The following is a 12,545-nucleotide window of genomic DNA, read 5'->3' as shown; positions in this document are numbered from 1 at the left end:
CGACCGGATCACCGGCCGGGTACTCCGGGAATCGGATCAGCTGACGACGTCCTTGGCGCGGAAGCGGCGGACGGCCAGGGCGAGGAACACCACCGCGTACGAGGCGGACAGGGCCGTGCCCTTGATCATGCCGGTCCACTCCAGGTGCGGCTGGAGGGCGTCGGTCCAGGCGAACGTCCAGTGCGTCGGCAGGAACTCCCGCCAGTGGCCGAGCGCGGTGACCGCGTCGATGATGTTGCTGAGGATGACGAGGCCGACCGCGCCGCCGACCGCGCCGAGCGGCGAGTCGGTGGTGACGGACAGCAGGAACGCCAGGGCGGCGACCACCAGCTCGGACGCCAGGATGTAGGCGACGATGATGAGCAACCGGGTGAGGGCCGTGCCGTTCGGCAGCGCGACGTCCGCGCCCGGCACCCGCAGGCGGGCCCAGCCGAATACGTAGATCCCAGTGATCATCGCCATGGCGGGCAGGCTGACGACGGCCAGCGCGGCGTACGCGAGGGCGACGATCAGTTTCTGGCGCAGCAGGCGGACGCGCGGCACCGGGGCGGCGAGCAGGTAGCGCAGGGACGCCCAGCCCGCCTCGCTCGCCACCGTGTCGCCGCAGAACAGCGCCACCGCCACGACGAGCAGGAAGCCCGCGGATGCGAACAGCGTGAACGCCGTGAAGTTCAGCGCGCCCGCGGTCGCGACCGTGACGAGGCCGGGGGTGTTCGCGTCGTTCCCCGACGGCGAGCCGCCGATCTTGAAGGCGGCGGCGAGCACCCAGGGCAGGGCCAGCAGGACCAGGAACGCGATCCAGGTGCGGCGCCGGCGGAACTGGCGCACGGCCTCGACGCACAGCGGCAGCGTTCGGCGCCGCCGGTACGCGGGCTCCTCGGCCACGAGTCCCTCCCGGGTCATGAGCCGTCTCCGATCAGCGCGAGGAAGGCGTCCTCCAGGCGGCGGTGCGGCGTCACCCGGTCGACCGGGACGCCGCCCGCGACCAGGGCCGCGACCACGGCCGCGGGGCCCGAGCCGTTCAGGTGCACGAGGACACCGGGGGCGTACGGCTCCGCGCCCTCGACGCCCTCCAGCGCGGTCAGCACGCTCATCGCGCGGTCGACCTCCGGGGTGCCGACCAGGATCGAGCCGTCGTGGCCCGCGATCTCGGCCACGGGACCGGCGGCGACGAGCGTGCCCCGGTGCATGACGACGACGTCGGTGCAGGTCTGCTCGACCTCGGCGAGCAGGTGGCTGGAGATGATGACGGTCCGGCCCGCGGCGGCGTACCGCACGAGGACCTCGCGCATCTCGGCGATCTGCGGCGGGTCGAGGCCGTTGGTCGGCTCGTCGAGGACGAGCAGGTCGGGCAGGCCGAGCATGGCCTGGGCGATGGCGAGCCGCTGCCGCATCCCCTGCGAGTAGGTCCGCACCGGCCGGCGGATCGCGTCGCCCAGCCCGGCGATCTCCAGGGCCTCGTCGAGGTACGCCTCGCCGCGCCCGGCGGCCTTCCAGTACAGCTCCAGGTTGTCGCGGCCGGACAGGTGCGGCAGGAAGCCGGGGCCCTCCACGAACGAGCCGAGCCGGGCCAGCACGGGAGCGCCGGGCCGTACGGGCTCGCCGAAGATGCGGATCTGCCCGGCGTCGGGGTGGATGAGGCCCATGAGCATGCGCAGCGTGGTGGTCTTGCCGGCGCCGTTCGGGCCGAGCAGGCCGCAGACCTGCCCGCGTTCGACGCGGAAGGACAGGTCGTCCACGGCGAGGTGGCCGTTCTTGTAGCGTTTGGTGAGCCCGCTGATCTCCAGCGGCACCTCGGGGTCGCCGGGTTCGCCGCCGCCGTGGCGCCGCCCACGTCCCGTCGCGACGAGGACGACGGCCGCCGCCACCGCGATCGCCGGAAGCCCCCACACCCACCAGGGCAGCGGGGCGGACGGCGCGCGCAGCGCCGGGTCGGCGGGGACGGTCAGCGGGGAGTCCACGGACACGCGGTAGGAGGCGGCGCGGGCCGGGGAGGCGAAGCCCATGTCGGTGGTGCCGAAGACGACCCGGATGCTATGACCCGCGTCGAAGCGGTGGTCGAGGGCGGGCAGGGCGACGTCCGCCGTGCCGTCGAGGGTGAACGGGGCGGCGAGGCGGCGGGCCGGTGTGGCCTGGCCGTCCGGCCCGACGTCGTACACCTTGGCGAACAGGGTGGCCCGCCCGCCGGCGACGTGGACGCGGACACGCGCGGATCCGGTGAGCGTCACCGGTGCGTCCAGCGGCTCGGTCTCGAAGGCCGCCGACTGGCCGGGCAGGTCGAACTGCGCCCCGCCGGCGCCGAGCCCGCCGGCCGCGTTCAGCGCGCCGAGCCCGGGCAGCGTGGAGACGGAGGCGGGGGAGCCGCCGGGCGGGTTCTGGATCGTCTGCTCCTGGCCGCCCAGCGGGAACGTGCGCCGGGCCGCGCCGGACAGGCCGGGGTACCGGGGCGCGGTGGCGGCGGTGACGACGACGCGCTGGGTGGAGGAGTCGATGCCGCCGCTCCGGGTGACGGTGAACCCGCTCTCCGCCGCCGTACGGTCGCCCTTGAGGTAACGGTCGAACCAGCCGGTGACGAGCCCGCGGATCCGGGTGGTCTCCGGGTCGCCGCCGTCGTGCCCACCCTGGAACCAGACGACCTTCACCGGAGCGCCGGTGACCGCCCGCGCGTTGCCGTCGGCCTGGTCGAGGGGGAACAGCGAGTCCGACTGGCCCTGGACCAGGAGGGTCGGGACGTGGATCCGGCCGGCGACGGAGGAGGTGCTGGACCGGCGCAGCGTCGCGATCGCCTCGGGCGTGGGCGCCCCGGTCTCCGCGACCCTCTGGTACATCGCGCACAGCGACGGCAGGAACCGTCCACAGGCTGTGGACGACGCGCCGCCGGTGAAGAAGATCCCGGCCCAGACCTTCTTGAACACGCCGTTCGCGGCACCCCGGCCGGTGGCGTCGGGAAAGAGCGAGTCGGCCAGGTCGTACCAGGTGACCTGCGGCGCGATGGCGTCGACGCGGCGGTCGTACGCGGCGGCCAGCAGAGTGATCGCGCCGCCGTAGGACTGCCCGGCGACGCCGACGCGCGGATCACCCGGCGCGTCGAGGCGCACCTCGGAGCGGCGGGCCAGCCAGTCGATCAGCTGCCGGACGTCCTTCACGTCGTAGTCGGGGGAGTCGAGGGTGATCTCACCGTCCGAGCGGCCGAAGCCGCGCGCGGACCAGGTGAGCACGGCGTACCCGTGCCGGGCCAGCCGCTCGGCCTCGCCACGGGTGTCGTCCTTGCTGCCGCCGAACCCGTGCGCGAGCAGCACCGCGGGCGCGCGCCCGCGGCCGGCGGGCGCGAAGAAGGTCGTGTCGAGGGCGATGTGCCGGTCGTCGTGCGGCCCGTCGACGACCGCGACGCGCTGCTCCGACGCCCGTACGCGCGGCGGCCCCGGCAGCGCCGCCCAGGCCACCCCGCCCGCCAGCACGGCCACCGCGCCGGCGACCGCCGCCCACCGCCCCCGCCTCATGGCGTAGACCCTACGCGGCGCTCCCCGGCGAGAGCGGGCAGCCTCCCACATGATCGGACGGTCGTGGCCGGCCGCCCGGGGAAGTGCTCGGACTACGCCGACCTGAAGGCTCCCTGACCGGACCTCACAGTGAGCGGACCGCGGGCAGCAGGTCGCGTTCGGCCCAGGAGATGAAGGAGTCCTGGTGCTCGGCGCCGATCTGCACGATCGCGACCTCGTCGAACCCCGCGTCGACGAAACCCTTGATCTTCTCCACGTGCTCGTCGACGTCCGGGCCGCACGACAGCTGCTGCGCGACCTGCTCCGGCGTGACGAACCGACTCGCCGACTCGAACGCGCCCGTCCCCGGCAGGTTGGCGTTCACCGGCCAGCCGAGGCCGAACCACCGGAACTGCTCGTGGGCCCGCTTGACCGCCGCCTCCCGGTCGGTGTCGTACGCGATGGCGAGCTGCCCGACACGCGGCTTGCCGGATCCGCCCGCCGCGTCGAACATCTCACCGAGCTCGCCCTTCGGCTCGGTCGCGATCATGATGTCGGCCTGCTCGCCGGCCAGCCGGCAGGACTCGGGCCCCGACACCGCGACGCCGATCGGCACGCGCCGGTCGGGCAGGTCCCACAGCTTGGCCGACTCCACGTCGAAGTGGGCGCCCCGGTAGTCGATCGTCCCGCCGTCGAACAGCGCGGAGATCACCTCGATCGCCTCGCTCAGCATCTCGTGCCGGACGCTCGTCATCGGCCAGCCCTTGCCCACCACGTGCTCGTTGAGGTTCTCCCCGGCGCCCAGGCCGAGGCGGAACCGCCCGCCGGACAGGATCTGCACGGTGGCGGCCTTCTGGGCCACGATCGCCGGGTGATAGCGCATCGTCGGACACGTCACGAAGGTCATCAGCGGAATGCGCTCCGTGGCCTGCGCCGCGGCTCCCAGGATCGCCCAGGCATAGCCGGAATGGCCCTGTGCGGGCAGCCACGGGAAGTAATGGTCGCTGATGACCGAGAAGTCGAACCCGGCGTTCTCGGCGGACCGGACATCGCGTACCAACTGGTCCGGAGCCGCCTGCTCACACATCATCGTGTATCCGATGGCAACCATCTTCCGTCCCCTCTCCGTGCTCTCCCTGGCCCTCGGACCGGCCGAGACCCGCACCGAGGACGCCGATGACCTGACGCTAACGCCCGACTGCGCCGAGTGAGCCCCGAACGGCGTACGGAAGATCCAAAACGGTTCCGGACCCGCGCGCCTCCGGGCTCACGGCGCGGAGTTCCGCGGCACGGGCTACCCGGCTCCGGCCGCCGAAAACCTGAATACGGCCGGTCGGCCGCGGCCGTGGACGCCCCCCGGTCTGGCGCACCAGGCCGTCCGCATGATGCCATTGACCCGATTCACCCCCGGCGAGAGCCTTCCGCCCGCCCCCACGCGGAGGAGAAGACACCTTGAGGTTCGCGGTTCACCGGTCCGCACGCCGACCGGTCTCCCCGCACGGACGACCCCAGGAGCCCGGCGGCGACGCCGAGGACACGACCCGTCCGATGCCTCCGGTCCCGCCCTCGCAGCCCACCGACGCTCCCGCGCCGGGCACGGCGCCTTCCGCACCGGCCGAGCGGGCGGCACTGGCCGAGCGGGCGGCACTGGCCGAGCCGGCGGCACCGGCCGAGCCGGCGGCACCGGTCGAGCCGGCGGCACCGGTCGAGCCGGCCGCATCGGCCGAGCCGGCGGCACCGGCGGTACCGGCCGAGTCGGCCGCGTCTGCCGGCCGGACGCGCACGATGCCTCCGATCGGGAGCCCGATCACCCCCGTGCCACCGGACGCCGCCGGCACGACAACCTCCGGCGGCGGACAGCCGTCCTCCTCCGGGAGACCGGAGGAACGGAGGTCGGTGTTGCGGATCGTGCGGCGTACGGGCGAACGGCCGGACCGCGGGTCCGGCGCGGGAGCCGCGCGGCGGGCCGCCGGCCGGCCGGGACTGATCGCGACCATCGTCATCCTGTGGCTCGTCATCGCCGCCATCGCCCTGACCGGAACGCTCATCGTCGCGTTCTCCCAGGAGCATCCGACGCGCTTCGCCGCACCGCTGAAGATCTTCCCGGTCGCGCAGGCCATTCCCGGGCAGCAGTGCCCGCCCGGAGTCCAGGGCATGATGGGCCAGAGCGGCATCGGTCCCGTCTGCTACGAACTGACGACCGGCATCACCATCAAACGGGTGAACGACCTCCACGTTGAGCGCGCCAAGAAGGCCGGCGGGTACGCCGTCTCGATCAGCCTCACGCCGGCGGACGGCCGGGCGCTGAAGCGCCTCACCCGCAACGCGACCGGCCGCATGTACGCGCTGACCGTGCGCGACCAGGTCGTGGCCGCGCCCAAGGTGGACGCCCCGATCACCAAGGGCCGGGTGCTCATCACCGGCGACCTCAGCCGCAGCGCCGCGGAGGACATCGTGAACCGGCTCAAGACGGGAAAGGGAGTGCCGGTGCCCACCCCGGCCCCCGTCTACACGCCGCCGGCACCGACCCTGACCCCGCCATCCACGCCGACGCAGACCCCCACGCCCACCCCGGACCCGACGTCCACCTCGACCTCGTCGACGTCGCCGACCCCGGCGCCCACCGGGACGACGTCGACTCCGAGCCCGGGCGCCACGTCGACGACGAGCCGGTCCGTGTCGTCGGTCTGATCAGCGGTCGACGGCGCCGTGCCGGCCGGCGCCGTCCCGGAACCGCTGGACGCCGGCCAGGCCGGTCTCCTCGAGTACGGCCCGGCCGTGGCGGTACTCGTTCGCGAGCGCGGCGTCCTCTTCCAGGCCCCGCTGCTCGAGCATGGACATCCGGTCGTGCCGCAGGCAGTCCTGGGGGAACCCCGCGATCCGCGCGGCCAGCTCCTCCGCGGCCGCGCGCGCCCGTCCCGGCGGCACGACGCGGTTGACCAGGCCCATCTCGTGCGCCTCGGCCGCCGGCACGGCGCGGCCGGTGAGGATGAGGTCCGCCGCCCGCGACTCGCCGATCAGGCGCGGCAGGCGCACGGTGCCGCCGTCGATCAGGGGGACGCCCCAGCGACGGCAGAAGACGCCCAGCACCGCGTCCTCCTCGGCGACGCGCAGGTCGCACCAGAGCGCCAGTTCGAGGCCGCCCGCGACGGCGTGCCCGCTGATCGCCGCGATGACGGGTTTGGACAACCGCATCCGCGTCGGGCCCATCGGGCCCTCTGCCGCGTGGGACACGTCGTGCGCGGAGGCACCGACGCTGGGCGGATCGACGCGGTTGCCGCGGTCGGTGCCCAGCGCCTTCAGGTCCGCGCCCGCGCAGAAGGAGCCGCCCTCGCCCCACAGCACCGCGACGCTCGCCTCCGCGTCGGCGTCGAACGCCCGGAACGCCTCGGCCAGCGCCCGCGCGGTCGGCCCGTCCACGGCGTTACGCACCTCGGGACGGGCCAGCACCACGGTCGTCACCGGCCCCTGCTTCTCCACGCGAACGCCCATGGAACCGAACGATTCCATGGGCGCGCGGGCGTAACAAGCGGGCTCACTGCCGCGGTGCTCATGCCGCGCTCGCCTCCTCACTCGCTACGCGGCCGGCTCGTCCCTCACCGACCACTCCGCTCGCTCGTCGGCTCGCCGCGGTCAGTCGATGCGCCAGGTGTCCCCGCTGCCGAGCAGTGCCGCGAGGTCGCCCGGGCCCTGCTGGGCGATCGCCTCGTCGATCTGGGTCCGCATCAGCTCGTCGTACGACGGGCGCTCGACGTTGCGGAAGATCCCGATCGGCGTGTGCTCGAACGTCGGCGAGTCGAGCCGGGACAGCGCGAACGCGAGCGACGGGTCCGGGTTCGTGGCGTCGTGCACCAGGACGTCCGGCGAGTCGGCCGGGACGACCTCCAGCGAGCCGGAGGCCGACCGCCGCAGCGCCTTGTCCCGGTTCGCGCCGAACACGATGGGCTCACCGTGCTCGAGCCGGATCGTCACGTCGTCGCGGGTCTCGGGGTTCTTCAGCGGCGCGAACGCGTCGTCGTTGAAGATGTTGCAGTTCTGGTAGATCTCGACCAGCGCCGTGCCGTTGTGCGTGGCGGCCTCCCGCAGCACCGACTGCAGGTGCTTGCGGTCGGAGTCGATCGTCCGGGCCACGAACGACGCCTCCGCGCCGATGGCCAGCGAGATCGGGTTGAAGGGGGAGTCCAGCGACCCCAGCGGGGTCGACTTGGTGATCTTCCCGACCTCCGAGGTCGGGGAGTACTGCCCCTTCGTGAGCCCGTAGATCCGGTTGTTGAACAGCAGGATCTTCAGGTTCACGTTGCGGCGCAGCGCGTGGATCAGGTGGTTGCCGCCGATCGACAGCGCGTCGCCGTCGCCGGTCACGACCCACACCGACAGGTCCGGGCGCGAGGACGCCAGCCCGGTCGCGATCGCCGGAGCGCGCCCGTGGATCGAGTGCATCCCGTAGGTGTTCATGTAGTACGGGAACCGCGACGAGCAGCCGATGCCCGAGACGAAGACGATGTTCTCCCGCTTCAGGCCCAGCTCCGGCAGGAAGCCCTGCACCGCCGCGAGGATGGCGTAGTCACCGCACCCGGGGCACCAGCGGACCTCCTGGTCGGTCTTGAAGTCCTTCGCGGTCTGCCGCTCGGGGTCCTTCGGCACGAGGGCCAGAGGGTCGCTCATGAGTTGATCACATCCCGGATGACGTCCGCGAGTTCTTCCGCCTTGAAAGGCAGGCCGCGGACGCGGTTGTAGCCGATCACGTCGATGAGGAAACGGCCGCGCAGGATCAGCGCGAGCTGACCCAGGTTGATCTCCGGCACGATCACCTTGTCGTACGAGCGCAGCACCTCTTCGAGGTTGGCCGGGAACGGGTTCAGGTGACGCAGGTGCGCCTGCGCGACCTTGTCCCCGGAGACCCGGATGCGCCGCACGGCCGCGGCGATCGCGCCGTACGTGCCGCCCCAGCCGAGCACGAGCACGCGCGCCTCACCGTCGGGGTCGTCGACGGCCAGCGGCGCGACGTCGCGGGCGATCCCGTCGATCTTCGCCTGGCGGAGCCGCACCATCAGGTCGTGGTTGTCCGGGTCGTAGGAGATGTTGCCGCTGCCGTCGGCCTTCTCGATGCCGCCGATGCGGTGCTCCAGTCCCGGAGTGCCCGGCACCGCCCAGGGGCGGGCCAGCGTGTCCGGGTCCCGCTTGAACGGCTGGAAGTCCTCCTGGCCGGGTTGCGCGAAGGCCGGGTCGATCTGCGGCAGCGTGTCGACGCCGGGCACCTGCCACGGCTCGGAGCCGTTCGCGAGGTACCCGTCGGACAGCAGGATCACCGGCGTCCGGTACTTCACGGCGATGCGCGCCGCCTCCACCGCGGTGGCGAAGCAGTCCGACGGCGTCGCCGGCGCCACCACGGGCACGGGCGCCTCGCCGTTGCGGCCGTACATCGCCTGCAGCAGGTCGGCCTGCTCGGTCTTGGTCGGCATGCCCGTCGACGGGCCCGCCCGCTGCACGTCGATGACGACGAGCGGCAGCTCCGTCGCGACGCCCAGGCCGATCGTCTCGGCCTTCAGCGCGATGCCCGGACCGGACGTGGTCGTCACGCCGAGCGCGCCGCCGAACGACGCGCCGAGTGCCGCCCCGACCGCCGCGATCTCGTCCTCGGCCTGGAACGTTCGAACCCCGAACCGCTTGTGCTTGGACAGTTCGTGGAGGATGTCGGAGGCCGGCGTGATGGGGTACGAGCCGAGGAACAGCGGCAGTCCGGACCGGACGCTCGCCGCGATCAGCCCGTACGCCAGAGCCATGTTGCCGGAGATGTTGCGGTACAGCCCCGGCGGCAGCGTCGCCGGCTTGACCTCGTACGACACCGAGAAGGACTCGGTCGTCTCGCCGTAGCTCCAGCCCGCCTGGAAGGCCGCGATGTTGGCCTTCATGATCTCGGGCTTCTTGGCGAACTTCACCTCGAGGAACCGGACCGTCGCCTCGGTCGGCCGGTGGTACAGCCAGGACAGCAGCCCGAGCGCGAACATGTTCTTCGCCCGCTCGGCGTCCTTCTTGGAGATGTCGAAGTCCTCGAGCGCCTTCACCGTCATCGACGTGAGCGGCAGCGAGTGCACGCGGTACTCGTCGAGCGAGCCGTCCTCGAGCGGGTTGGCCGCGTAGCCGACCTTCGCCAGCGCGCGCTTCGTGAACTCGTCGGTGTTGACGATGAGGTCCGCGCCGCGCGGCAGGTCGCCGACGTTGGCCTTGAGCGCCGCGGGGTTCATCGCGACCAGGACGTTCGGTGCGTCGCCCGGCGTCAGGATGTCGTGGTCGGCGAAGTGCAGCTGGAAGCTGGACACGCCGGGAAGCGTGCCTGCCGGCGCGCGGATCTCGGCGGGGAAGTTGGGCAGTGTTGACAGGTCATTGCCGAACGCGGCCGTCTCCTGAGTGAAGCGGTCGCCGGTCAGCTGCATGCCGTCGCCGGAGTCCCCGGCGAAACGGATGATGACGCGGTCGAGTTGCCGGACCTGTTTGGTCACAGAGCAGGACCTCCTCGACGCGCGGCACTCGGGCGGAGGGGGGCATCCGCCACCGACGTGCCACTTAGGCTTACCTTCATGCTACGTCCCGGATCACGTGGTTATTTCAACATTGGCTGCTAGAAGCGCGCTTGTGAGATGCGTCGCAGCGCCCAGTGATCCGCCCCGCTCGCATCACGCCCTCGTACTGACTTCCCAGGCCATGGCGTCGCCATTCATGCGAGCGGCGGACCGGTGCGCCGCGCCGGGCGGCCGGATCAGGCCGCCGTCGATTCCGGACACAGGGCGCTCGCCGACCGGCAGAGGTCGACGTGCAGCCGTGCGAAGAGCAGGAGTCCGGACACGTGCCGAACTATAGGGCCTGACCCTCGGCATTCCTCGAAACGGGGAGGCGTGGCATGTCCCCGGCGGGTGCCCCGGCCCGGGCGAAGCCGGCCGGTGAACGCCGTGAAAGCCCATGAAAACGGGCACGGCAGGCGCCGGGGCCGCAGGGACCCGGCGCCTGCCGTCCGCAGTTCGTGCTCAGTGCTTTCTCAGCTCGTCCGCTGCTCCTCCGCGAGCTTGTCCAGCAGCCCGTTGACGTCGGCGGCGGTGTTGACGGTCCCGGAGAACGACGGCGTCGCGTGGATGGTGAACCGCCCGACGTGTGAGCGGTACCAGGACGACCACTTACCGCCGCTGGTCCGGCAGGACAGCCGTACCTGGGAGTCCAGCTTCGCCGACGCCGTGTCGCTGCAGGTCGACACCGACGACCCGTAGGTGGTGGCGCTGAACGAGATCTTCATCGTGACGCGGACACCGCCGTCGGTGTCGTGGAGCGTCGTCGCCCGGACGTCGGCGTGCACCGTACAGCCCGACTCGGTGCAGCTTCCGAACTGCAGCTTGCCGGCCGGCACCACGGTCAGGTCGGGATCGTAGGCGTCCTTCAGCGCGCGCACATCGGTGCGGAGCCCGTTGAACACCTCACCGGCGGTGGCGGAGGTCAGCGGCTTGACGTCGAAGACGTACCGGTCCGACCCCGAGACGCCCTCCAGCCGGAGCACCCGGCGAGGCTCGCTCTTCGTGATGTAGTACGTCCGTGCGGCGACCCTCATCTTGACGGCCTGCACGCCGCCCACCGTCGTCCGCACGGCGAGCGGGTCGTTCGCCGCCTGGGCGAGGACGGACCCGAGCCGGGAGGGCGCCAGGTCGGCCAGGCTGAGCGTCGTGAGGTCGTCAGGGGCCTTCGTCCAGTTGTCACCCGCCTTCTGGGCGTCGGCCGAAGTCAGCCCCTGGTCGTTCCAGAAGCCGCTGTTCGCCTTCAGGTAGGTGGTCCCGCCGACGTCGACCCGCCCGACCTGCGAACCGCTCGCGGTGAACGTGCCGCGGGCGCTCCCCGCCTTCGTCACGCCGAACGTCGCCTGGTTCCCGCCGTAGGTGCCCGTGAGCGTCAGCCCGGCCGCCTGGCCGATCCGGCGACCCGCCTCGCGCGCCGCCTTGCCCGACGTGGTCTTGGGGTCGTCGTCGCCGGAGCGGCCCAGCGCCACGACACCGACGACGGCGAGAACGACGAGAACGACACCGGCGCCGGCCAGCACCGAGATGAGAACGCCCTTCGACTTCTTCGCCCGCGGTGGCGGCCCGAACCCGTACGGCTGAGGCGCGCCCCATCCCTGCCCGCCACCCCAGCCCTGCGGTCCGGCGGTCGGTCCGACAGGGCCACTGGGGTTCTCCCACGGCCCGGGCCCCGCGGGGTTGCCCGCGTACGGTCCGGGCCCGCCGGCCTGCTGCCCGTATGGCCCGGGCCCGGCCGGGCCTCCCGCGTACGGCCCGGGTGCCCCGGCGGCGTCGCCGTACGGTCCAGGCGGGGCGGTGGCGTCGCCATAGGAACCGGGCGCCGGGGTGGCGTCGCCGTAGGGACCGGGCGTGGCGGTGGGGTCGCCGTACGGTCCGGGTCCGGTGGGACCTCCGGGGAAGGGCCCGGGCCCGGCCGGACCGCCCGGGTAGGGAGCGGGGCCGCCAGGGTGCTGCGGGTAAGGGCCGGACCCACCGGGGTCCGCGCCCGGTCCGGCGGGCCCGTCGGGCGCTCCGGGACCACCCGGGCCCGCGTGCGGGGAGGAGGAAGGCGTCCACCCCGGGGCGGGCGCTTCGGCGGCACCGGCGGCCGCGCCGCCGGCCTGCGCCGGCTCCCCGGACCCGGACTCCCCGGACCCGGACTCCCCGGACCCGGACTGCCCGGGCTGGGATGCTTCGGGGAGCGGGGCCACCTGCTCGCCGGGTACCGATCCCGCGTCCTGCGGGGACGGTTCGGGCGGGTCGGAGGGCGGCGTCTGCGCTGGACCTTCACCTGGCGCGGACGGGCGCGCCTCCTCCGGCGATCCGGCGTGCTCGATACCCTCCGGCTTGCCCGGCTGTTCCGGCGACGGCTCCTGAACGCCGTCTCGCTCCGTGCTCAATGATGTCCCCTGTATGACGATCGACGCCGTGACCTTACGTTTACCCTTATCGTCGGACAAGACGGAAAAGCGGTCTGTTACCCGGTCGATGCCCGTACGAGCGCCGGTCCGCGGGGCGGGGGAGGTCGTCC

9 protein-coding genes are annotated in these 12,545 nt (G+C 72.8%); 1 reads left to right on the top strand and 8 read right to left on the bottom strand.

Features of this window, described 5'->3' with window-relative positions; genetic code table 11:
* Positions 1-36: 36 nt before the first annotated feature.
* The 3 genes from NE235_RS13530 to NE235_RS13520 form a co-directional block, all read right to left on the bottom strand.
* Positions 37-903, bottom strand: coding sequence for an ABC transporter permease (locus NE235_RS13530; RefSeq protein ID WP_252802533.1), 867 nt, complete (start codon positions 901-903; stop codon positions 37-39).
* The gene (locus NE235_RS13525) at positions 900-3,500 is read right to left on the bottom strand and encodes an alpha/beta fold hydrolase (protein WP_252802531.1); all 2,601 of its coding nucleotides are present in this window, start codon (positions 3,498-3,500) and stop codon (positions 900-902) included. Before NE235_RS13525 ends, NE235_RS13530 begins: the two co-directional genes overlap by 4 nt.
* 124 nt (positions 3,501-3,624) lie before the next feature.
* Positions 3,625-4,590 (bottom strand): TIGR03557 family F420-dependent LLM class oxidoreductase, encoded by a 966-nt coding sequence (locus NE235_RS13520; protein WP_252802529.1) that lies wholly within the window; start codon positions 4,588-4,590, stop codon positions 3,625-3,627.
* Between the two features lie 341 nt (positions 4,591-4,931).
* Between NE235_RS13520 and NE235_RS13515 the strand changes: the two genes are divergently transcribed.
* On the top strand, positions 4,932-6,170 hold the full coding sequence (locus NE235_RS13515) for a SecDF P1 head subdomain-containing protein (RefSeq protein ID WP_252802521.1): 1,239 nt from the start codon (positions 4,932-4,934) through the stop codon (positions 6,168-6,170).
* Here the strand turns inward: NE235_RS13515 and NE235_RS13510 are convergent, their stop codons facing one another.
* The 5 genes from NE235_RS13510 to NE235_RS13495 all read right to left on the bottom strand — a co-directional run bounded on the left by NE235_RS13510 (position 6,171) and on the right by NE235_RS13495 (position 12,414).
* Entirely contained in the window at positions 6,171-6,971 is an 801-nt protein-coding gene (locus NE235_RS13510; protein ID WP_252802519.1) for a crotonase/enoyl-CoA hydratase family protein, read from the bottom strand.
* A gap of 141 nt (positions 6,972-7,112) precedes the next feature.
* Positions 7,113-8,144: a 2-oxoacid:ferredoxin oxidoreductase subunit beta gene (locus NE235_RS13505; RefSeq protein WP_252802518.1), complete on the bottom strand. Its 1,032-nt coding sequence runs from the start codon at positions 8,142-8,144 to the stop codon at positions 7,113-7,115.
* The gene (locus tag NE235_RS13500; RefSeq protein WP_252802516.1) at positions 8,141-9,979 is read right to left on the bottom strand and encodes a 2-oxoacid:acceptor oxidoreductase subunit alpha; all 1,839 of its coding nucleotides are present in this window, start codon (positions 9,977-9,979) and stop codon (positions 8,141-8,143) included. The genes NE235_RS13505 and NE235_RS13500 overlap by 4 nt, the downstream gene beginning before the upstream one ends.
* Positions 9,980-10,236: 257 nt before the next feature.
* A complete protein-coding gene (locus NE235_RS38660; protein ID WP_406567578.1) occupies positions 10,237-10,323 on the bottom strand; it encodes a putative leader peptide in 87 nt (28 codons plus the stop codon).
* Positions 10,324-10,512: 189 nt separating this feature from the next.
* A complete protein-coding gene (locus NE235_RS13495; RefSeq protein ID WP_252802514.1) occupies positions 10,513-12,414 on the bottom strand; it encodes a hypothetical protein in 1,902 nt (633 codons plus the stop codon).
* Positions 12,415-12,545: the final 131 nt, after the last annotated feature.

This window comes from Actinoallomurus spadix (assembly GCF_024055725.1).
Classification (GTDB): domain Bacteria; phylum Actinomycetota; class Actinomycetes; order Streptosporangiales; family Streptosporangiaceae; genus Actinoallomurus; species Actinoallomurus spadix.
Note: the sequence above shows the minus strand (reverse complement) of the source record. Positions and strands in the feature narration are given on the sequence as shown.

Coding starts and splice junctions, on each gene's coding strand:
- NE235_RS13530 (WP_252802533.1), bottom strand. CDS start 903: ATGACCCGGGAGGGACTCGTGGCCGAGGAGCCCGCGTACCGGCGGCGC.
- NE235_RS13525 (WP_252802531.1), bottom strand. CDS start 3,500: ATGAGGCGGGGGCGGTGGGCGGCGGTCGCCGGCGCGGTGGCCGTGCTG.
- NE235_RS13520 (WP_252802529.1), bottom strand. CDS start 4,590: ATGGTTGCCATCGGATACACGATGATGTGTGAGCAGGCGGCTCCGGAC.
- NE235_RS13510 (WP_252802519.1), bottom strand. CDS start 6,971: ATGGGCGTTCGCGTGGAGAAGCAGGGGCCGGTGACGACCGTGGTGCTG.
- NE235_RS13505 (WP_252802518.1), bottom strand. CDS start 8,144: ATGAGCGACCCTCTGGCCCTCGTGCCGAAGGACCCCGAGCGGCAGACC.